We start from the raw sequence: 22,318 nt of genomic DNA, 5'->3' as shown, positions 1-22,318 counted from the left end.
CACCTTTGTTATCGCCCTGCGATGGAGAAGGTGTGCTTTTGTTTGGATATGCCATTTTTACTAGCGGTCTGCCCGGGCCTTTACAGGCTGGAAGCGCCTGTACTTTAGTGTATCTGCGATTTATGCTAAAATAGGAAGAATGAGTGGGACATCTCTGTTAAATTACTACGAATAGGTGTGTGAAAATGAAGCCCTTTATATATGATTTTACTTTGGAGGAACTGCAGGATTGGGCGGTGGAGCAAGGGGAGCCCGCCTTTCGGGGGGACCAGATTTTTGATTGGCTGTATGTGAAGCGGGTTAATTCTTTTGACGAAATGACCAACCTGTCCAAAGCGTTGCGGCAAAAGCTGGACGAGCAATTCGCGTTTGTCACCCTGAATGAAATTACGAAGTATGAATCGAAAGACGGCACCGTGAAATTCCTGTTTGGTCTGCATGACGATCATGCGATCGAAACGGTCATTATGAAGCATAATTACGGCAACAGCATCTGCGTGACGACCCAGGTCGGCTGCAAGGTCGGCTGTACGTTCTGCGCCTCCACGCTGGGAGGGCTCAAACGGAATCTGACGCCGGGTGAAATCGTCGCCCAGGTCGTTCAGGCCCAGAAAATTCTCGATACCCGCGACGAACGGGTAAGCAGCATCGTCATCATGGGGACGGGCGAACCGTTTGAGAATTATGACGCCACGATGAAATTTTTGCGGATTATGATTCATGAAAAGGGCTTGAATATCGGACAACGGCATATTACTGTATCAACGAGCGGGATCGTCCCTAACATCTACAGATTCGCCGACGAGGATACGCAGATCAATCTGGCCATTTCCATCCATGCGCCGAATGATGCGCTGAGATCCAAGCTCATGCCGGTAAACCGGAGATTTCCGTTTGACGATGTGATGGAGGCGCTGCGTTACTACATCGCCAAAACAGGCCGGAGAATCACCTTTGAATACGCCTTGATCGGCGGTGTGAACGACCGCCCCGAGCATGCGGAGGAGCTGGCCGACGTATTGAAAAATATGCTGTGCCACGTGAATCTGATTCCGGTCAACCATGTGCCGGAACGCAAGTATGTCAGAACATCCAGAAACGACATCTTTCAGTTTCAGCGGATTTTGGCGGAGAAAGGCGTCAACGTGACGATCCGCCGGGAGCAAGGCCATGATATTGCGGCGGCCTGCGGGCAACTGCGGGCGAAACATATGGAGTCTGGTACGAGGTGATCGAATTTGATGAAGACGGTTTTTGTAAGTGATGTGGGGCGCGTCCGCGCGGTAAACGAGGACAGCTCCTGGGTAGCCCCGCTGGATGCGGGCTATACCCTCGGCATCGTTGCCGACGGCATGGGCGGCCATCAGGCCGGAGATACGGCAAGCCGGCTGGCGGTGGAGACGATCGTGCAGGATCTGCGCGGCCTGCCACCGGGTTTATCGGCCGAAGCTTGCGGAGACAAGCTGAAGACAGCGATACTGCATGCCAATAAAGTGATTTACCGGGAGGCTTCCGAGCACGAGGAATATCACAATATGGGCACAACCGTCGTCGCCGTTCTGCTGAGAGACCATGAAGGCATGATCGGCCATATCGGCGACAGCAGGGTCTACAAATTTCATCGTGGAGAGCTGGCCCAACTGACCGAGGATCATTCGCTGGTCAATGAGCTATTGAAAACGAAGCAGATCAGTCAAGACGAAGCGAATGTACACCCGCACCGCAATGTGGTGACCCGGGCTCTCGGGACGGATCCGCAGGTCGTTGTCGACCTGTACCCCGTAGCCCTGGAGGAAGGGGATATTCTGCTGCTTTGCAGCGACGGACTCAGCAATTACGTAACACCGGAACAGATGACCCAAACGCTCGGATCGGAGGCGCTTGAACTCGACGACCGCGCCGATCGTTTGCTTCGGCTCGCCTTATTGGCCGGCGGCGACGACAACATCACCGTCGCGCTGCTGGAGCGTTGCAAGGAAGACGGGTCTAGCGCAAAGGAGTGGGATTCATGATCGGACACGAATTGGGCGGTCGTTATCAAATTATCGAGCGCGTCGGGGGTGGCGGGATGGCCCTTGTGTACAAAGCGCAGGACATCCTGTTAAACCGGTTTGTGGCTATTAAGGTGCTTCGTCAACAATTTGTGAATGACGAGGAGTTCATCCGCCGTTTCCGGCGGGAAGCGCAGTCCGCGGCGTCGTTATCCCATCCGAACATCGTCAGCGTGTACGATGTCGGACAGGAAGAAGACATTCATTATATCGTCATGGAATTTGTGGAAGGCCAGAATCTGAATGAAATCATCAAGGAGCGCGCGCCTTTGCAGGTGGAGGAGGCCGTCCGCATCGCTTCGCAAATCGCGGACGCCTTGGACCATGCTCATCATAATCAGATCATTCACCGCGATATTAAACCGCATAACATTTTGATCGGACGCAACGGGCGGGTAAAGGTTACGGACTTCGGGATCGCCCGGGCCGTCACTTCGGCGACGATTACGCAAACGGGCTCGGTCGTGGGCTCGGTGCATTATTTCTCGCCGGAGCATGCCAAAGGCGTGACCACCGGGGAGAAATCGGACTTGTATTCCCTGGGTATCGTGCTGTACCAAATGCTGACGGGACAGCTGCCGTTCCTGGGCGAAAGCCCGATCAGCGTGGCGCTGAAGCATTTGCAGGAGCATTTTGAGGAACCGCGCGCGGTCAACCCGATGATTCCGCAAAGCGTGGAGAATATTATTTTAAAGTCGATGCGCAAAAATCCGTCCGAGCGCTATCAATCGGCCAAGGAGATGCTGCGCGATCTGGAAACCTGCCTCCTGCCCGAACGGAGGGCGGAATCGAAGTTGTCGTTTGACGACGAAGAAGACGAAGACAGCACGCGGATCGTTCCGGCGATCAAGCCTCAGGGGAAGGCCGCGACGGGCGGAGCGAAGCTCTCCCGGGATTCGCAGTCGTCCGTAGAGGAGAAGGATCCGAAAGATAAGTCAGGCAAAAAGAAAGCGGCGCTTTGGATCAGCCTTACGGTCATCGTGCTGCTGGCGATGCTCGGCGTTGCCTGGTACGTCAATAAGATGGTTACCGTGCCCGAGGTTCAGGTTCCTGGGATACTGAATATCACGGAGCAGGAAGCGATCGATAAGATCACCGAAGCCGGATTGGAAGTCGGCGACATCAAACGGGAATACAAAGAGGGCGTGAACGAAGGAATCGTTTACGATCAGAGCAAGCCGGAAGGGACGACGGTGAAAAAGGGCTCGATTCTCGACTTCACCGTCAGCGAGGCCAAGCCGCTGCCGAAGATGCCTTCGTTGATCGGCTCTACCTATGAGGATGCCGTCAAGATGCTGGAGCAGCAGGGCGTCGATGTGGCTCGGATCACGAAGTCGGAAGAATTCAACGACGAGGTGGAAGCCGGTAAAGTCATGGAACAAAGTCCTGACGCCAACGCGGAGTATAACCCCGAGACAGTAAATTTCGTCCTCAAGGTCAGCAAGGGCAAAGAGTCGGCGAAGATGCCGGATCTCAGAGGGAAAACGCTGGATGAAGCCGAAGCCATGTTGAAGGAAAGAGGAATCCCTATCGCACAGGATGGGATTAAAGAGAAGTCCAGTTATGAGGTTGAGGCCGGGGTGGTTATGGATCAATGGCCGTATGAACCGGATGAGGAAGTGTTGATGGATACGAACGGAGTTACTCTGACGGTCAGCTCGGGATATCCGGCGGAGGCGCTGGAGTATACGTATGAAGTTCCGGTAGCGCCTGCGGTCGACGGTCAAAAGAGCAAGATCCAAATTATCTACGGAGATGCCCGCGGTGAAAACCGAGACTGGGGCACGAAAACGATCGGCAAACCGCAGTATTTATCGGTCGATCTGATCCTGGCCCCGGGCAATGACGGTTATGTTTCGATCATTCGCGACGGCGTACCGCTTGAGACGTACGGGGTTTCCTATATCGATGCCAAGCAGGGAACCGTACCGGAGCTGTCGCTTCCGCAAATCGAGCAGAACGAGGAAACGTTCAATCCGGAAAACGGTGAAGACATTCCCGATACGGGGATGACCCATTCGGGGATCATTTCCGCTTCCAGCGTCAATTCAGGAGCTGTCGCCAAAGCGGATAAAAATAACGCAAAAAGCAACAAAGGCAACAAAGGACACGGGAAAAACAACCAATGAGCAAGACAGACGCGAAAGTGAGGCCAAACAGGTATGCCTGAAGGCTTAATTGTCAAAGCGTTAAGCGGATATTATTATGTAAAACCCGACGCAGCGGCACCGGGTGAAAGCATCCAGTGCCGCGGGCGCGGCATTTTCAAAAAGAAAGGCCAGACCCCGCTCGTAGGCGACCGGGTGATTTATACGCCTACCGAGAATGGCGAGGGCATGGTGGACGAGATTTTGCCACGGGAAACGGAGCTCGTCCGTCCGCCGGTCGCCAACGCGAAGCTCGCCGTGCTGCTGTTTTCCTTAAAGGAACCGGATCTGAATCTGCAGCTGCTGGACAAATTCCTCGTCCATATCGAGCACGCCGGGCTTCGTACGCTGATCTGCCTGACCAAAGAAGATTTGCTGGATGAAGCGGCCGGCGGGCAGGAGCGGGATTTGACCGGGCGAGCCAAGGAGCTGTACGAAAAGATCGGCTACGAAGTGATTATTACCAGCTCGCGGACAGGCATGGGGACCGATGAGGTTAAATCGCGTTTGGCGGGGGAAATCAGCGTTTTCTCCGGCCAATCGGGCGTAGGCAAATCATCTCTGCTGAACGCCATGCTGCCGGGGCTGTCGCTGGAGACGAGCGAAATCAGCATGAAGCTGGGCCGCGGCCGCCATACGACGCGGCATGTCGAGCTGATCGAGCTGGAGAACGGCGGCTATGTGGCCGACACGCCTGGATTCAGCCAGCTCGATTTCCTCGAACTCGGCGTTGAGGAGCTGTCCTCCTGCTTCCGGGAGTTCGGCGAGTTTGCGGAAGGCTGCAAATTCCGCGGCTGCAGCCATCTTCACGAGCCGGGCTGTAAAGTAAGACAAGCGGCCGAGGACGGAGATATCGCGCAAAGCCGCTATGAACACTACGTTCAGTTCCATCAAGAGATGAAAGAGAAAAAACGGAGGTATTAGCACCATGTCGAATATCTATATTGCGCCTTCAATTTTATCGGCGAATTTTGCAAAGCTCGGCGAGGAAGTCGCCGAGGTGGAACGCGGCGGGGCCGACTGGCTGCATGTGGATGTGATGGACGGCCATTTCGTGCCGAATCTGACGTTCGGGCCGCTGGTGATGGGTGCGATCGCTCCGCTGACCAAGCTCCCGCTGGACGTGCATCTGATGGTCGAGAAGCCGGAGGATTATATTCCGGCATTCGCCCAGGCGGGAGCGCACGTCATTACCGTGCATGCCGAAGCCTGCGTACATTTGCATCGCGTGATTCACATGATCAAGGAGCATGGCGTCAAGGCCGGGGTGGCCATTAATCCGGGCACACCGGTGTCCGCGATCCGCGAAGTGGTGGAAGACGCGGATCTGGTGCTGATTATGACGGTGAATCCCGGTTTTGGCGGGCAAGCGTTCATTCCGGGGACGCTGCGCAAAATTCGCGAAGTAAGGGAATGGAAGCGGGAGCTCGGGCTGGAAGGGCTGCGCATCGAGGTCGACGGAGGAATTGCGGCCGCAACCGCTCCGCTCGTCACGGAAGCGGGCGCCGATGTGCTGGTTGCCGGAAACGCGGTGTTCGGACGTCAAGACCGCGCCGCCGCCATGGCCGAAATCAGAAGCAGCATCTCCTGAATTTGCAATCGGCTGGGCGATTTCGTTTCTTGTCCGGTGGCATAGGGAATCGCCGCAGTGCATACAATGGGTTACATGAGCGCAAGTTCTCATGTGACCTTTTTTTTGCGCGGAAATCACGGGTAACAGGCTCGGAACATAGAATAGGGTAGAGGCATGAGAATGATGGGGAGGGTGAACGATGAAATTTTACACATTCAAGCTACCTAAATTTCTGGGAGGGTTTGTTAAGGCCGTTTTGAACACATTTCACAAAAACTAGGGCGGGCAATGCCTGATCAAACAAGTCCAGAAACGCCAAAAAAGCACCTCTATCAAGAAAGGTGCTTTTTGTCTATATGCTTATTTCAAGCTTATACACGAGTCACTTTGCCGGATTTCAAAGCCCGGGTGCTGACGTATACGCGCTTCGGTTTGCCATCGACCAAGATCCGAACTTTCTGCACATTTACGCCCCAAGAACGGCGGTTGCGATTGTTGGCATGGGATACATGGTTACCGCTGCTCGGTTTTTTGCCTGTTACATAGCATTTGCGAGACATTCATTACACCTCCTGTTCCAATACACCTGTCTTGAAAATAACAGCTTATTGACATGATCACAGTTATTGTTCGATCAAAACAATACTTAAATATAATATCATAGTGAAAAAAGCCCCGTCAACTGATCGTCAAACATTATTTCTAGCTCCTTGACCATCTTTTATTTATTTCTCTTTATTCTTATAGTACAATATTGATTAGTCCATAATAATTTCAGGGGAGGAGTGGGTGCAGGCGTGGCTATTCAATTGGATACTCAATATGGACACATCGATATCTCGGATGAAGCGATAGCGGTGATCGCCGGATCGGCCGCCATGGAATGTTATGGACTGGTAGGAATGGCAAGCCGAAAGCAGTTTAAAGACGGCATTGCCGAATTGCTCGGGCGCGAAAATCTGGCCAGAGGCGTGGAAGTCCGGCTGGTGGATAACCGCTTGGCGATTCATCTTTATATTATAGTCAGTTATGGCACCAAAATTTCCGAGGTCGCACACAACATACAGCAAAAAGTAAAATACGTGTTGAATGAAGTCGTTGGACTGGAAGTGGCCGAGGTCGGCATCGTAGTTCAAGGCGTACGTGTATCAAGCTAGGAAGGGGAATTCTCTTGAGTAAGCGTTCTTTAAATGGAACAGATTTTACCGCCATGGTACTTGCCGGGGCGCAGCGGCTCGCGCAGCATGCCGAGCATGTCAACTCGCTGAACGTATTTCCGGTCCCCGACGGGGACACCGGAACAAACATGAATTTGACGATGACGGCCGGGGTGACCGAGCTGAAAAATAACGGGACCGGCGGCCTCGGCAGCCGGGCGGGCGTTCTGTCCAAGGGCCTCCTGATGGGCGCCCGGGGGAATTCGGGAGTCATTTTGTCCCAGTTGTTCCGCGGATTCGGCCGCTACGCCGCTTCATACGAGGAACTGAATACGGTTCATTTCGCTGCCGCATTGCAAAGCGGTGTGGATACGGCTTATAAGGCGGTCGTTAAACCCGTTGAGGGGACGATCCTTACGGTGGCCAAGGAAGCCGCCAAGCATGCCGTTTTTTATGCCAGACGGACAACGGATGTCACGGAGCTGATGACCGAAGTGCTGGCCAAAGCCAAAGAAGCGCTTGCCGGTACGCCGGAGCTCCTGCCCGTATTGAAGCAGGTCGGCGTGGTAGACTCCGGCGGCCAGGGACTTGTATACATTTATGAAGGATTTTTGGAGTATTTGACTGGCAAGATGCAGCCCCACGAGCCTGTTCAAGGACAAGCTTCCGTACCTGCGGCATCTGTTCATCCTCAAGGAAACCAATCCGCGGCAGAACCGGCGCATTCCGTATCCGCTCAAGCCAAGCTGGAGACCGAAGACATCGAGTTCTTATATGATATGGAATTTTTCATCAATCGCAAGCTGGGCGAAGGCCCGAACTCCAGCTTTGATGAGGATGTATTCAGGAAAGCGCTGTCACAAAACGGCGACTCTATCATTGTGATTGCCGACGATGAAATTATAAAAGTACATGTCCACTCCAAGGCGCCTGGAGAGGTGCTGAATCTTGCGCTGCGTTTTGGCGAAATTACGCAAATTCATATTTTAAATATGCGCGAACAACATCGCGATTTGCTGACGGCCGGTATGGACGGGGCTCCGATGCCGGAGCTGTTTGCCGATATCCCGGCCGAACCGGAACGTCCGGCCGATCCTGCCCAGCTTCCGGCCGATGAGCTGGCTCCTTACGGCTTTATCGCGGTGGCGTCGGGCCAAGGAATTTCCGACATTTTCAAGAGCCTCGGCGTCGATGTCGTCTTGTCCGGGGGACAAACGATGAATCCGAGCACCGAGGATTTCGTAAAGGCGATCCATTCGATTTCGGCCCAGCATATTTTCGTGCTGCCGAACAATTCGAACATCGTGCTTGCGGCCCAGCAAGCACGCGATCTTCTCGAAGGCGAACGCAGTGTGACGGTCATTCCGAGCAAGAGCATCCCGCAGGGAATCGCGGCGGCCTTTGCCTTCCAGGAGGAGGAGAGCGTCGAGAGCAATGAGGCGAGTATGGTGAACGCCGTCCAGCATGTGAGAACGGGACAAGTCACTTATGCCGTCCGGGATACGGTATTTGACGATTTGGAGATTACCGCCGGCAATTATATCGGAATCGCGGACTCCAAAATCGTCAGCACGGAAGAAGGACTGCTGGAAACGAGCAAAGGGCTGCTGGCCAAAATGCTCGCCGGCGGCGATGAAATCGTGACGATCCTGGAAGGCGAAGAGGCTTCCGCGCAAATTACCGAATCGCTCGCAGCCTGGATTCGTGAGGTATATCCCGACGCCGAAGTGGAAATTCACAGCGGCGGACAGCCGATCTATTATTATTTGTTTTCGGTCGAATCCTAAGCGGCCCGAGAAAGGATGGGATCTCATTTGAAGCAGGTTGTTATCGTCGCCGACAGTACGGCGGATGTCCCGAAGGCGATGGTCGAGGAGTACGGAATTCATATCGTACCGATGCGGCTAGCCTTCGGAGACGATTCCTTTCTGGAAGGGATCGACATCACCGCCACCGAGTTTTACGATAAACTGGTCAAATCCCGGGATTTGCCGACGACTTCGCAAACCTCGCCATCCCAGTATGTTGAGGTATATCGTAACTTAATGCAGCAATATCCCGGAGCTTCAATCGTTTCCATTCATCTTTCCTCCGGGATGAGCGGCACATACCAATCCGCCGTGCTTGCCAAAAGCGTGCTGGAGGAAGAGACCGGTGAGGCTGCCGATATTACGGTCATCGACTCCCTGTGCGCCACTTACGGATTCGGTCTGCAGGTGGTATTGGCCGCCCGCATGGCGAAGCAGGGGGCGTCCGCGGAGGAAATCAGGGCCGAGGTCGACCGGGTCGGCAAAGGGCGCCGGCTTTATTTTCTGGTCGATGTGCTGGAATATTTGCAAAAGGGCGGCCGGATCGGGAAGGCGGCGGCGATCTTGGGCACACTGCTCAATATCAAGCCGATTCTGTCGGTAGATCAGGAGGGCATCATCTACGCGGTAGACAAAGTGAGAGGCCAGAAGAAGGCGATGTCCCGCGTGGTCGATCTGTTTGTAAAAGATTTTGGCGATCGGAAGGATATCAATATCGCGGTATGCGATGCGGTCAATCCGGATGCCGCCGAGGAATTTATAAAATTAATGTCCGAACATTTCACTCTGCATGAAGTGGTCCGCACCAGCATCGGCGCCGTAGTGGGAGCCCATGTGGGACCCGGCACGGTAGCCGTGTTTGCTTGGCCTGCCTGAGTCGGTTCGAATAGCCCGGCTTTGGTCGCGAGGAGCAAGGCTTTCGGACATGTACGGACAGCGAGGGATCGATATGGATTTGCATGAAATTCCGGTAAGGCAGGTCAGCGGCGTGAGCGCTCTCAAAGCAGGAGAGCTTCACGCCTTTGGCATCTTTACGGTCAATGATTTAATCGAATATTATCCGTTCCGGTACGAGGATTACCGGCTGCGTTCTCTGACCGAGGTCAAGGACGGCGACAAAATTACCGTTCAGGCCAAAATTATCGGCGTCCCGGTGCTCCAAAGATACGGCAAGAAATCGAGGATGACCTGCAAAATGGTCGCGGAGGACTGGATGTTTACGGCGACCTGGTTTAACCGCCATTTCTTGCGCGAGGAATTGACGGCCGGGCGGGAGATCATCTTAACCGGCAAATGGGATTTGCGGCGCAGCCAGCTCACGGTGTCGGAATCGGAGTTTCCCGACAAAGGGGTCATGCGCAGCGGCAGCTTGCAGCCGGTTTATTCGGTCGGAGGAAAGATCACGCAGTCCTGGATCCGCAAGACGGTCGGACAGGCCTTGACACAGTACGGGGAAATGATTCCCGAGAATTTGCCGCTTGAATTGCTGCGGAAATACGATCTGATGCCGCGCCGCCGGGCGATCCAGCGGATTCATCAGCCGCAGGACAGCGAGGAGGGGCAGCTTGCCCGCCGCCGGGTGGTGTATGAGGAGCTGTTCTTGTTCCAGCTCAAGCTTCAGGCGTACCGGGCGATGAACCATGAACGGATGGACGGTGTGCGCCATGAGGTGGAGAACCGGGAGGTCCGCGAATTCGTGCGCAGCCTGCCGTTCGAGCTTACGGACGCACAGAAGAAGGTGGAGCTGGAAATTTTGCAGGACATGCGCTCTCCGTACTGCATGAACCGGCTGCTGCAGGGCGATGTCGGCTCCGGCAAGACGGTGATCGCGGCCATCGCGCTGTTCACCGCGGTGAAATCGGGCCACCAGGGCGCGTTCATGGTTCCGACGGAAATATTGGCGGAGCAGCATGTCCGTTCGCTGACGGCGCTATTCGAGCCGTTCGGCATTACCGTCGGCCTGCTGACGGGCAGCGTCACGGGGCGGAAGCGCAAGGATCTCGTCGCTTCGCTGCAGATGGGGCTGACCGATATTGTGGTAGGGACGCATGCGCTGATTCAGGAGGACGTATTTTTCCGTTCGCTGAGCCTTGTCGTCACGGACGAGCAGCACCGTTTCGGGGTCAACCAGCGCAGCATATTGCGGCGCAAGGGTTTTAATCCCGACGTGCTGACGATGACGGCGACGCCGATTCCGCGGACGCTGGCGATCACCGCGTTCGGCGATATGGACGTGTCGACGATCTCCGAGCGGCCCAAAGGGCGGAAGCCGATTCAGACCTACTGGGTCAAGCACGGGATGATGGACCGGGTACTCGGCTTTATTTCCCGCGAAATCTCGCAAGGGCGGCAGGCGTACCTGATCTGCCCGTTGATCGAAGAGTCGGACAAGCTCGATGTGCAGAACGCGATCGATCTGCATGTGGCGATGCAGCAGGCTTTTCCGCATTACAACATCGGCCTGCTGCACGGGCGGATGACGGCGGCGGAGAAGGACGAGGTGATGCGCGCGTTCTACGAGAACGAGGTGCAGCTGCTCGTCTCGACGACGGTCGTCGAGGTCGGGGTCGACGTGCCGAACGCGACGCTGATGATCGTCATGGACGCCGACCGGTTCGGTTTGTCGCAGCTGCATCAGCTGCGCGGCCGGGTCGGCCGGGGGGAGCACGCGTCGTTCTGCGTGCTCATCGCCGATCCGAAGTCGGAGGTCGGTCAGGAGCGGATGCGGGTCATGACCGAAACGGACGACGGCTTCGAGGTCGCCCGCCGGGACCTGGAGCTTCGCGGTCCCGGGGATTTCTTCGGCACCAAGCAGAGCGGGGTGCCTGAATTCCGAATCGCCGACATGGTCAGCGATTTCAAGGTGCTGGAGGCGGCGCGGGACGACGCCGCCCGCTTGGTGGGCGACCCGTCCTTCTGGACGTCGCCGGAATACTTGCCGCTGCGGGGCTATTTGCAGCGGGAGCAGATTTTGCAGGGCGAGCTGATTGACTAAGCCAGGCGAAGAACCGCCATTGCCGGAACGGCATGCGGTGAGTTTGGCTCGGCGCCGCCCGTGCATTTGAAAGAAATGACGGTCCGCTCGGGATGAAATATCCCGGGCACCGTCATTTCTTTTTGTCCGCGGCCCTGTCCTTCGGCAAAATGTTCGTTGGATAATTTCCAAGGAATATCGGACAGGCCAGGAAGGAGTTGGCTCTTTATTGGATGAAATCCAATAAATCATCGGATTCTTATCGATTTTGGGTGTAATCTATTCGCTTGATTGGATATCATCCAAACAAGCGATGATTTATCGCCTTTTCCCCGGGGCTTGGTTGTATTTTATCCAACGAGCCGGCTTCGGCAATACTTGTCCAAAAATAATGCTTGTCAAATAAATTCCAATTATATTATAATTTTGCTGTAAAGACCAATATATGCCAATTTGGTTTTCGGCCAAGTGAACCGACTGCTAAACCTGTCGACCAGTCAATCTAACCAGTCAATCTAACCAATCAATCTAAACCAATAAATCTAATCAACCCAACCAACCAATCCAACGAATCCAACGAATCCAACGAATCCAACGAATCCAACGAATCCAACGAATCCAACGAATCCAACGAATCCAACGAATCCAACGAATCCAACGAATCCAACGAATCCAACGAATCCAACGAATCTAACCAATCTATCCAAGCTAATTAACCTATCCGCCACTAAATCATCCGCCCAACTATCCGGGGGTTCTGCAGCCATTTGGCTGCTCTGTTTCGATTTATTTAAACTTTGAATCTCATCTTCCGGCGGCTTACCGTACAAAACTCCGTCCATTAGACAATTCCTCCTCTTCGATATGAATACCGTCGTTCTACCGCTATTCTTACTTTTTAAGCCAAGCAATCCAATCGATTCCGAAAGGCGGTGATGGCCCGGAAATGAATGTGAACGAAAGGCTTGCTCCACCGAATTTGTTTATTCATTTTAGAAGGGAGAATGAAAATGAACGGCAAGAGACGAAACAGGATTTTTATGAAAGCGCTTAATCCACTGGTAATCTTATGTTTATTGTTCTCCGCCTTTTCGGCTGCGCCCGCCCGGGCCGACAATACACCGCTGGTGCGGAGCGATTTTGAAGACGGTACGGCGCAAGGTTGGACAGGCCGCGGCGGCGAGGAAGTGTTGACCCCGGTTGCCGCTGCGGCACGAAGCGGCGCGTATGGACTCGAAGTCGGCGGCCGTACCAAAACCTGGCATGGACCGACGCTCGATGTAACGGCGGAAATGGAGGAGGGACACACTTATTTATTCACCGGGTATGTCAAACTGCCTTCCGGTTCGTCCACTACCAGCGTCACCATGTCGATGCAGCGCACTACCACGGCGAGAACCTATTACGAAAACCTCGTCAGCGCGAACGCATCGGCCGGCGGTTGGGTCAAGCTTGAAGCGGAATACGAGTTCTTTGAGACGGCGGACAACATGTCGGTATATTTTGAAATTCCAAGCAACGCCACATTGAGCTTTTACCTTGATGATTTCAGCCTGGAGCGGTTGCCGGACGCCGATCCGATCGAAATTGAAAAGGATATTCCATCGCTGCAGGATGTCTTCGCCGACGATTTTCTGGTGGGTACCGCTTTCTCGAATAGCGAGCTGTACAAGGATCCCGATAAAGAGCTTATGATCAAGCATTTCAACAGCGTAACCCCCGGCAATGTCCTGAAATGGGACAGCACGGAGCCGGAGGAAGGGGTCTTCGATTTTGTCGAGTCGGATAAAGCCGTCCAGTTCGCGGTCGATAACGGCATGCAATTGCGCGGACATACGCTGGTTTGGCATAATCAGACGCCGAATTGGGTGTTTTATGACGACAACGGCAATCTGGCCAGCAAGGAACTGCTTTATCAGCGCATGAAGACCCATATCGATACCGTAATGAAGCGGTACAAAGGGAAGATCTATGCCTGGGATGTCGTCAATGAGGTCATCGATACTTCACAGTCCGACGGGCTGCGTCGCAGCCTGTGGTATCAGATCGCCGGGGAAGAATACATCGAGAAGGCGTTCGAATACGCTCATGAGGCGGACCCCGACGCAAAGCTGTTTATCAATGACTACAATACCCATGAATCGGCCAAAAGCCAGGCGCTGTACAATCTGATCCAACGGCTTCAGGCCAAAGGCGTGCCGATCGACGGCGTGGGCCATCAGACACATATCAGTCTTTATTATCCGACGATGACGGAGATCGAAAATTCCATTATCAAATTTAAGCAGCTCGGTCTCGAGACGCACATTACCGAGCTCGATATCAGCGTGTATCAGAACGATTCACAAAAATACGATACCTTCCCGGAAGATTTGAAGCAAAAACAGGCCACCTTGTACAAGCAACTGTTCGACATCTTCAAGCGGCACAAGGATACCGTCACCAATGTGACGGTGTGGGGCAAGGACGACGGGAACACCTGGCTTCGCACCTTCCCGGTTACCCGCAACAACTGGCCGCTGCTGTTCGATGAAAATTTGCAATCCAAACCGGCCTATTGGGCGATTATAGATCAGCCGGCGATCCCTTCGGCGCCGTCCAATCTGATCGCAAGCGGTGGCAGCGGGGTAGTTTCCTTAACCTGGGGAGCGTCCACGGGTGCCGATTCCTATCAGGTCAAACGGTCTTTGACAAGCGGCGGGCCTTATACGGCGATCGCGACGGTCACGGGCACCAGTTATTTCGATTCGACCGTGACGAATGACACGACTTATTATTATGTGGTAAGCGCGGCCAACGCTGCCGGAGAAAGCGCGAATTCCGCCCAGGTCAGCGCAACGCCAAAGGAAGGCACTACGCCTGTTGGAGATTTGGTGCTGCAATACAAAGCGGGCGACACCAATACCTCGGATAATCAGATGAAGCCGTTCTTTAACATTAAAAATAACGGCGGCTCCGCCGTCAATTTGAGCGAGCTGACGATTCGCTACTGGTACAGCATCGACGGCGAGAAGCCGCTGTCCTTCTATTGCGATTATGCCGCGGTCGGCTCGTCCAATGTCAACGGCCGGCATGTGAAGATGGCCGAGGGCAAGACGGGCGCCGATTACTATCTGGAAGTCAGCTTCGGCCCGTCGGCCGGAAGCATCGCCGCGGGCGGATCGACCGGGGATATTCAAACCCGCAGCCACAAGGGCGACTGGTCCAATTTCAACGAAGCGAACGATTATTCGTTTGATGCGACCAAAACATCCTATACCGCCTGGGACCGGGTGACGCTTTACCGGAACGGACAGTTGATCTGGGGGACGGAACCGCAATAACTTAGCATAAACCGATAAGCCGGCGCCGGGCCTTCCCGGCTCCGGCTTATTTTGCCGATCGCGGCTCCCCGGTTCATGCCGATTGCCGGCATTCCTCGGGGGAGGGGATCCGGCCCGGATGCGGCATTCTTTTTGGCACAATGTACTGGCTCCCCTTCATATATTAGAGAGAAGGCCTAAAACGGGAGGTGAAAGCGCCTTTGAGCAGCTATCATCAATACGGAATCAGCCCGCAGCTCGTGGAGCGGATCAAGCTCAAAATGAAAAATCCGGCGACAAAGGAGCGCGTAAAAAAACTGGTCGAGGGATTGACCAGATCCGACCTGCAGGATCGTCCAAAGGTACGGCGGCTCGTCAAATCGGCTGCCACTTTGCTGAATGAACGGTTGACCGCAGCGCAGGAGGAGCAAATCGTTCAGTTCGTGATCGCCCAGAAAATCGATCCCAATAACACGCTGCATTTGATTAAGCTGTGGGGAATGTTCCGGTAGGGAAGCGACGACGGGAGCCGGACCGGGGCGAAGCAGTCAGCCGGAGAATTCCGGCTGATTTTTTGGAATATCCGAAAAATTTATTTTCTGCAAATAAGGCCGATCCTATCGGAGGCTCCCGGGGATATTTGAGTTAAATCAAATTTACTAATGTCCGGGCTTGCTTTTGCAGTGGCGGTATAGTATTGTGATTTTATATTGACATGACAGTAGGTCAAAAATAAAAACTGGAGGCAAGCGATGACTCCGCGAACGAAAGAGCAAAATGAGCAAATCCGCAGCCGGCGGATGGCTCAAATCTTAAAGGCCGCCGCCGATGTTTATTTGGATAAAGGCATGCTGATGGAAATTCGCGATGTGGCGGCCGAAGCGGGATTGGGTTACGGAACGGTATATCACTACTATAAAAATAAAACCGATTTACTGTACGATATGCTGTCGCAGGCGATGGAGCGGGCGGCGGAGCTTTTGAGGCTTCCCGCAGCCGTGGCTTCGGCGGACTTGCGGACGCTGGCCGGAAGGCTGCTGTCGGCCTGGGATGGCGACCACGCCTTCTATTTGGCCTGCCAGTTGGGCGGCACCGAGTTCCGCCCGCTGCCCGAGGAGCAGGCCGTCCGGCTGAACGCGGCCTACCGCGCGCAGGTGCTGTTCCCGCTGGCCGGGCTGTTGGGCCCGCCGGGCGGAAGCTTCGCGGCCGCTCAAGCCGTAAGCGGCACGCTCTCCGGAGCGCCGCCGGGCCCGGAGGCCGAGCGGCGGGCGGAATGGCTGCTCGCCGCTTTGGCCGGTTGTGCATTGCCGGCCCTTCGGCGAGGAACACTGCATACAGAAGCAAAGCAAATCACGCAATTTTTATTTTGACCGGCTTGCCGGGATCATACTAATGGAAGTGGAGCGAAGCATAAATGATTATCCTGAAATCGCCAAGAGAAATTGAGGAAATGAAGTCGGCGAACCAGATCGTCGCCGATTGCCACCGCGAGGTCGCCAAGCTGATCCGGCCGGGCGTCACCACGGCGGAAATTAACGATTTCGTCGCCAAACATATTACCAAATTGGGCGGAAAACAATTTACCAAGGGCTATAAAGGATTCCCCGCCGAAACCTGCGCTTCGGTCAACGATGTGGTGGCCCACGGGTTCCCGTCGTCCCGGCCGCTGCAGGAAGGCGACCTGCTGAAGCTGGATATCGTGGCCGAATATGGCGGCTGGTTCGGCGATTCCTGCTGGACTTACCGGATAGGCCAGGTCAGCCCGGAGGCCGAAAGATTGATTCAGGTGACAAAGGAATGCCTGGACATCGGCATCGCCCAAGCGATTCCCGGCAATCGGCTCGGCGATGTGACGTCGGCGATCCAGCAGCATGCGGAATCGCACGGTTATTCCGTCGTCCGCGATCTGCTTGCCCACGGCATCGGCAGAACCCTTCACGAAGACCCGAGCTATGAGCATATCGGAGTCGCCGGGAAGGGGGTCCGGCTCAAGGAAGGCATGGTGTTCACGATCGAGCCGATGATTAATGAAGGCACGTACCGCATCACGATCGACGACGACGGCTGGACCGCCAGAACGGCGGACGGCAAGCTGTCGGCCCAGTTTGAGCATACGGTGGCGCTGACAGCCGACGGGCCGCTTGTTCTGACGGCGCAGTAAGCGTAGCATAGTGAAGAAGACGCGAGTCCAGGGTGATATTATCCCGGAATTCGCGTCTTTTTGCTTTTTTGCGAAGGCAGCCCAGCCGCCGCCCCCTTTTTTAAAATTCCTGCAAATGTGCAACAATTTCGGCCGGACCGGCGGCCATACGCTTAAATTCCTGCGATTGTACAGTTATTTTCCGCGATTTCGGTTCATATCCGAGATTTACAGAAAAAAGATGCATTTTAGCAGGAATCCGCATCCCGAAATCATGGCTCGGAGAAAGATGCACTTTTGCAGGTTTTTTATCTTTTCGTCCGCATATGGGAGAACTAAGGGCGATCTTCCCGATTCAATCCGTTCCCTCAATATCCAGCAAAAACCTGTTGTCAACGGGAATATTTGTTCGTATTATGAATATAATAAGAACAAACGTTCTTGTCTGAGGCGGAAGTTGGGTCATGGAGGAATGCATCGATGTCCAGACAGATTTTTTTGATTGACGGCCAATCCTTTTATGCCTCCGTGGAGAAAGCCGCTCACCCCGAATACCGCGACAAGCCGGTGGCGGTCGGCGATCCCGCACGGATGAACGGCATTGTGCTGGCCGCATGCCCCATCGCCAAGTCCCGTGGCGTTACGACGGCCTCAAGGGTGGGGGAGGCGCTGGCCAAATGCCCCGACCTCGTTGTCATCCGGCCGAGAATGCGAACGTACATTCAAATCTCGCTCCTGATTACGGAAATTTTCGAATCTTATACCGATCTTGTCGAGCCGTTCAGCATTGACGAGCAATTTTTGGATGTCACCGGCTCGCTGTCTTATTTCGGTCCCCCGCATCAGCTGGCCCAAAGGATTCAGCAGCATGTTCTTTTATCCACCGGGGTCTGGACGAGGGTCGGCATCGGTCCCACCAAAATATTGGCCAAGATGGCGACCGACAACTATGCCAAGAAAAATGCGGAGGGCATTTTTGAGCTTTCGTTCGACAACCTGGAATCGACTTTATGGAAGCTGCCCGTACACCATATGTTCATGGTCGCGTCCAGGATGACCCGCCATTTTACCCGCATGGGCTTAACGCTCATCGGGGATATCGCGCGCATGGAACTTCATGAATTTAAGCGGCGGATGCGGCGGGAAATGGGCAAACAAAGCGATATCCAGGCGGAGTATTATTGGCAAACGGCCCGGGGCATCGATCCCAGCCCCGTCGTCTCCGATATCCGCCATCAATTGAAATCGGTCAGCCACGGCAAGGCGCTGCGCTGGCGGCTGTACCAAAGGCTGCAGGACATTGAGATCGTCCTGCTGGAGCTGGTGGTCGAGGTATGCCGGCGGACCCGGCGCCATCATCTCATGGGTACGGTGGTTTCGGTCTCCGCGGCGGAAACGGACGGACAGCGCTCCAATTATTTCAGCCGCCAAATAACCTTGCAGGAGCCGACCGCCCTGACCCATGAAGTGGCCAACGCGGCACGCCAGCTGTTCGTGAAATACTGGAGCGGGCTGCCGATCAGCCGTTTGAGCGTGGCCTTGTCCGGGCTGACGGACGACAAGATCATGCAATTGACTTTATTCGAGGACCGCTCCCTTGCCTACAACAAGGAACAGGCCATCGACCGGATCAAAGACAGATACGGGAGCGATGCCATTATACGCGCTTCATCGCTGACGGAAGCCGGTGTCGCGCGGGAAAGAGCAGGACAAATTGGGGGGCACTACAAATGAGCAAGCTTGACGAAAATGAGCGTTGGAAATCAAAAATGCTGCTGACCGAGCATGCCGAACGGTACGACGATCAGCATCATCCCCATGAGAGCAAGATCATTACCACCGAGGAGCTGACAATGCTCAGAGACTATATTTTGCTTCCGCATATGATGACCATGGTGCAAAAAAGCCTGGCGGATGTGGAATACTCGACCAATATTTTGAAGCGTTCTTATTACATGGCGGGGCGGTACGTTTTGGACAGTATCACGAAAGATCTATACCGGTTGCGGCGGGAGTTGAAGCAAAGAAACATCAAAATAGTGAACGAGGAGCAAGCGGATCTCGTCGTTTATTATCGTTATTATTGCCGCGGGTACGAGGAACGGTTCGGCATGACCCGCGACGTAATGCGCTCGGAAATCAGCCTGCGGCTGACAAAATACACCGCGGAGCTGGGGGCGCTCTTAAAAGAGCATTCCCGGGAAGCAAAATGAACGAATACGAATAATAATGGAAACATCATTTTCGGACAGCCTGAGAGGGCTGTTCTTTTTTTTTCAAAAAAAGGACTATATAACCTGTAAAATCTAGGATATTGGTCGCCGATTTTCGGGCGGACGGGACTGTCCCGAAAAGAATAAAAAGTCAAGAAAGTAACCAATGGGCCTATTCTGGGACCAAGGCATCTTTTTTGTTACAACGGATGTAAATTCCAAATCCGCGAAAACCTGCGCCGCTGTGCGATTTTACCACATGACTTTGGTATCAATTTTGTAACCTTTATGGAAAAGGGTGTAAAAAAAGAGCGAAACTTCGAATTATTTTGCGCGTCTAATATGGGCAAAAGCTCCGGAGGCCGCATTCCTGCATAACGAACCACGGGGAACCTTTTCATGAAATGTTAAGGATTTCGCTTTTCATTTCAGGGTTAAGAAGCAGAGAGATGGGGCTAAGGCGCATTTCCTGATCCCGGGAATATGGTGCCAGAATGAGGAGCCGGTTCCTGGGAGGACCCAAAAATTAAAACACTCCTATTAGCCTAGTTACACGATAGGTTCACTTGGTTAATGATAAGAGTAATCTGCGGAGTGGAGATGCGAAGAAGCCATACTAAACCATCGCCTGCATACAAAAAGATAGCGAGGTGAAATCAAAAGAGGAACTTCGAAAGCCGCAAGGCTTTTTTGAATGGCCTCTTAACGAACCGATGACAACATTAGCGCGAAAAAAAATGGCGATCTGGATCGGAATCGGCGCGGTTCTGATCGCCGGAGGAATATTCGTGGCCATTTTGCTCCTGCCTCCCTCTCATGTCAGCTTCGCGACTTCCGACGGCGCAGAGATCAAATTTCAGACCTCGGGCGACCGGTTCATGGAATACGCGGGCGACGGAACGTGGAACGAGATGTTCGTCAAAGGCGTCAATTTGGGCGCCACGGTGCCGGGGCATTTCCCCGGGGAGCTCCCGATCACCGAGGACGACTACCTGCGCTGGTTCAAACAGATCGACGAGATGGGAGCGAACGTAATTCGGATTTATACGGTGCACAATCCGGTATTCTATAAGTCGCTGGTTAAATATAACCGGGACAAGGGCGAGGATCCGCTGTATTTCATCCAGGGAATCTGGTCGCCGGAGGAGCAGCTGATCGAGCTGAAGGACGCGTACAATCCGGGGATCAAAGAGCAATTCCACGCGGAGATCGAAAAAGCGGTCAAAGCGGTGTACGGCGATTTGAAGACCGATGCCGGTCAAGGCCAGGCGGGAGGAAAATACACCGCCAACGCGGGGCCGTATTTGATGGCCTGGCATATCGGCACCGAATGGGACCCTGAAATGGTCGACAACACGAACAAGGTGCATGCCGGTACGGAGCCTTACCAGGGCAAATATTTCGCGGCGACTTCCGAAGCGAGCCCCTTTGAGAGCTGGCTGGCGGAATTGGTCGACAAAACGGCGCAGCAGGAAAAGGGGTACGGATGGGAGCATCCGATCACATTCACGAACTGGGTGACGACCGATGTGCTGGAGCATCCCGGCGAGCCGCTGTTTGAAGAGGATTTGGCCAGCGTCGACGCGACCCATATCGGTCCGGTGGATTGGGAGGCCGGTTATTTTGCGGCGTATCACGTATACCCGTATTACCCGGATTTCTTCCACCTGGACGAAACGCTGGAAACGATACCGGACGGAAACGGCGATTACAACACCTACAAGGCTTACCTGAAGCAATTGAAGGCCTATTACAAAGATATTCCGGTAATGGTGACGGAATACGGGGTTCCGTCCTCGGTGGGCGTGTCCCATCTGGGCCGCGGCGGACGCGACCAGGGCGGGCACAGCGAGGACGAGCAGGGAGAAATCGACGTATCCCTGACGAAGGACATTTATGACGAGGGATACGCGGGCGCGATTCTGTTCATGTGGCAGGACGAATGGTTCAAGAAGACCTGGAACACGATGCGCTTCGAAATTCCGGAGGACCACCGCTCTTACTGGCTGAACGTTCTGACGAACGAGAAGCAGTTCGGCCTGCTGGCGATGACGCCGGGCAAGGAGGATCTGATTACGATCGACGGGACGCTGGACGATTGGGATGCCTTGCCTGAAGGGGAAGTCATGTCATGGGACAATCCTTCCCCCGGGATGAAGCAAATGCGCGTCACTCATGACGAAGCCTATGTTTATGTGGGCTTGACGCTGGAGGAGCCTTTCGATCCGGCTGCCCGGAAGATCTATCTTGGAACCGATACGCTGTCCGGCGGGAACCAGCCGGTGACCGAGCTTCCCGGCAAGACGCTGAGCGACGGATTGGAGAATCTGATCGCGATCGGAAATGACGAGGAGACCGAGGTCAAAGTGGCGCCTACTTACGATTTCCACCGCCGGCTTTACGGGCAGTACGGCTATTGGATGCTGGACGAGCAGACCGAGGAGGAAAAAATAGCGTTTCAGCCGTGGAAGCTGGCCGTGAGTCTGACGATGACGCCGCCGGATACCCGGTTTGCCCAGCCGTTTAAGGATATGACGGTCGGAAAATTGGTGCGCGGGACATCGGACCGCGAAAGCAGTGATTACAACTCGCTGACTTCATGGCAATACAGCGGGAACGAGGTAGAGCTGCGCATCCCATGGATGCTGCTCGGCTTCGCCGATCCGAGCTCGCTGCAAGTCATCGACTACGGTCCGCTGAAGAAGGACCGGACCTTCACTACGGCCAAAACGTCCGGGATCACGTTCGTTCCATGGATTGTCGACCGCGGGAGCGGCGCCGTATCCTGGCCCGGAGAGGAGGGCGGCACTCTGGATTTGGCCGCCCAGCCGAAGTATACCTGGTCCCCCTGGGAGACGGTGAAATATAGCGAACATCTGAAATCGGGCTATTATGCGATGCAGGAATTTTATGCAAGCCTGCCGGACCACAGATCACAGTAAAAGGAGGAACT

Annotated in this window: 20 protein-coding genes; 17 read left to right on the top strand and 3 right to left on the bottom strand. The window is 54.4% G+C overall.

Annotated features, from left to right (window positions below; all coding sequences use genetic code 11):
- Positions 1-185 precede the first annotated feature (185 nt).
- From rlmN to spoVM, 6 genes are all read left to right on the top strand, one after another.
- Positions 186-1,232: a dual-specificity RNA methyltransferase RlmN gene (gene rlmN, locus V3851_RS01775; RefSeq protein ID WP_331844768.1), complete on the top strand. Its 1,047-nt coding sequence runs from the start codon at positions 186-188 to the stop codon at positions 1,230-1,232.
- 6 nt (positions 1,233-1,238) lie between these two features.
- Positions 1,239-2,012 (top strand): Stp1/IreP family PP2C-type Ser/Thr phosphatase, encoded by a 774-nt coding sequence (locus V3851_RS01770; RefSeq protein WP_331844767.1) that lies wholly within the window; start codon positions 1,239-1,241, stop codon positions 2,010-2,012.
- Positions 2,009-4,180, top strand: a complete 2,172-nt coding sequence (gene pknB, locus V3851_RS01765) for a Stk1 family PASTA domain-containing Ser/Thr kinase (protein ID WP_331844766.1) — start codon at positions 2,009-2,011, stop codon at positions 4,178-4,180. The genes V3851_RS01770 and pknB overlap by 4 nt, the downstream gene beginning before the upstream one ends.
- A 33-nt stretch (positions 4,181-4,213) precedes the next feature.
- Positions 4,214-5,122 (top strand): ribosome small subunit-dependent GTPase A, encoded by a 909-nt coding sequence (gene rsgA, locus V3851_RS01760; protein ID WP_331844765.1) that lies wholly within the window; start codon positions 4,214-4,216, stop codon positions 5,120-5,122.
- Between the two features lie 4 nt (positions 5,123-5,126).
- Positions 5,127-5,789, top strand: a complete 663-nt coding sequence (gene rpe / locus V3851_RS01755) for a ribulose-phosphate 3-epimerase (protein WP_331844764.1) — start codon at positions 5,127-5,129, stop codon at positions 5,787-5,789.
- A 181-nt stretch (positions 5,790-5,970) separates the two neighbouring features.
- A complete protein-coding gene (gene spoVM / locus V3851_RS01750; RefSeq protein ID WP_036621610.1) occupies positions 5,971-6,051 on the top strand; it encodes a stage V sporulation protein SpoVM in 81 nt (26 codons plus the stop codon).
- A 91-nt stretch (positions 6,052-6,142) separates the two neighbouring features.
- On the opposite strand, the gene rpmB is transcribed toward spoVM, so the two are convergent.
- Positions 6,143-6,331 carry a 50S ribosomal protein L28 gene (rpmB, locus tag V3851_RS01745; RefSeq protein WP_044479170.1) on the bottom strand — a complete coding sequence of 63 codons (189 nt, stop codon included), beginning with the start codon at positions 6,329-6,331 and terminating at the stop codon, positions 6,143-6,145.
- Positions 6,332-6,568: 237 nt separating this feature from the next.
- Here rpmB and V3851_RS01740 point away from each other — a divergent pair, with 237 nt between their 5' ends.
- The 4 genes from V3851_RS01740 to recG all read left to right on the top strand — a co-directional run bounded on the left by V3851_RS01740 (position 6,569) and on the right by recG (position 11,731).
- On the top strand, positions 6,569-6,928 hold the full coding sequence (locus V3851_RS01740; RefSeq protein ID WP_331844763.1) for an Asp23/Gls24 family envelope stress response protein: 360 nt from the start codon (positions 6,569-6,571) through the stop codon (positions 6,926-6,928).
- A 14-nt stretch (positions 6,929-6,942) separates the two neighbouring features.
- Complete coding sequence (locus V3851_RS01735; protein ID WP_331844762.1) at positions 6,943-8,715, top strand: DAK2 domain-containing protein; 1,773 nt, start codon at positions 6,943-6,945, stop codon at positions 8,713-8,715.
- 27 nt (positions 8,716-8,742) lie between these two features.
- Complete coding sequence (locus tag V3851_RS01730) at positions 8,743-9,612, top strand: DegV family protein (RefSeq protein WP_331844761.1); 870 nt, start codon at positions 8,743-8,745, stop codon at positions 9,610-9,612.
- A gap of 73 nt (positions 9,613-9,685) precedes the next feature.
- Positions 9,686-11,731, top strand: a complete 2,046-nt coding sequence (recG, locus tag V3851_RS01725) for an ATP-dependent DNA helicase RecG (protein ID WP_414859256.1) — start codon at positions 9,686-9,688, stop codon at positions 11,729-11,731.
- 521 nt (positions 11,732-12,252) lie between these two features.
- Here the strand turns inward: recG and V3851_RS01720 are convergent.
- Positions 12,253-12,552, bottom strand: coding sequence for a hypothetical protein (locus V3851_RS01720; protein ID WP_331844759.1), 300 nt, complete (start codon positions 12,550-12,552; stop codon positions 12,253-12,255).
- A gap of 168 nt (positions 12,553-12,720) precedes the next feature.
- Here V3851_RS01720 and V3851_RS01715 point away from each other — a divergent pair, with 168 nt between their 5' ends.
- From V3851_RS01715 to V3851_RS01690, 6 genes are all read left to right on the top strand, one after another.
- Entirely contained in the window at positions 12,721-15,033 is a 2,313-nt protein-coding gene (locus V3851_RS01715) for an endo-1,4-beta-xylanase (RefSeq protein WP_331844758.1), read from the top strand.
- Between the two features lie 200 nt (positions 15,034-15,233).
- Entirely contained in the window at positions 15,234-15,524 is a 291-nt protein-coding gene (locus V3851_RS01710; protein WP_331844757.1) for a stage VI sporulation protein F, read from the top strand.
- 240 nt (positions 15,525-15,764) lie between these two features.
- Positions 15,765-16,382 (top strand): TetR/AcrR family transcriptional regulator, encoded by a 618-nt coding sequence (locus V3851_RS01705; RefSeq protein WP_331844756.1) that lies wholly within the window; start codon positions 15,765-15,767, stop codon positions 16,380-16,382.
- Positions 16,383-16,426: 44 nt separating this feature from the next.
- Positions 16,427-17,173 carry a type I methionyl aminopeptidase gene (gene map / locus V3851_RS01700; RefSeq protein WP_331844755.1) on the top strand — a complete coding sequence of 249 codons (747 nt, stop codon included), beginning with the start codon at positions 16,427-16,429 and terminating at the stop codon, positions 17,171-17,173.
- 459 nt (positions 17,174-17,632) lie between these two features.
- Positions 17,633-18,886, top strand: coding sequence for a DNA polymerase IV (locus V3851_RS01695; RefSeq protein ID WP_331844754.1), 1,254 nt, complete (start codon positions 17,633-17,635; stop codon positions 18,884-18,886).
- Positions 18,883-19,365 (top strand): hypothetical protein, encoded by a 483-nt coding sequence (locus V3851_RS01690; protein WP_331844753.1) that lies wholly within the window; start codon positions 18,883-18,885, stop codon positions 19,363-19,365. The genes V3851_RS01695 and V3851_RS01690 overlap by 4 nt, the downstream gene beginning before the upstream one ends.
- 616 nt (positions 19,366-19,981) lie before the next feature.
- Here V3851_RS01690 and V3851_RS01685 read toward each other — a convergent pair.
- Positions 19,982-20,161, bottom strand: a complete 180-nt coding sequence (locus tag V3851_RS01685) for a hypothetical protein (RefSeq protein WP_331845272.1) — start codon at positions 20,159-20,161, stop codon at positions 19,982-19,984.
- Between V3851_RS01685 and V3851_RS01680 the strand changes: the two genes are divergently transcribed.
- Positions 20,079-22,307: a hypothetical protein gene (locus V3851_RS01680; RefSeq protein WP_331845242.1), complete on the top strand. Its 2,229-nt coding sequence runs from the start codon at positions 20,079-20,081 to the stop codon at positions 22,305-22,307. The two genes, V3851_RS01685 and V3851_RS01680, sit on opposite strands and share 83 nt — an antisense overlap.
- Positions 22,308-22,318 lie beyond the last annotated feature (11 nt).

This window comes from Paenibacillus haidiansis, assembly GCF_036553665.1.
Lineage (GTDB): Bacteria > Bacillota > Bacilli > Paenibacillales > Paenibacillaceae > Fontibacillus > Fontibacillus haidiansis.
This window is presented reverse-complemented; position numbering and strand designations above follow the sequence as displayed.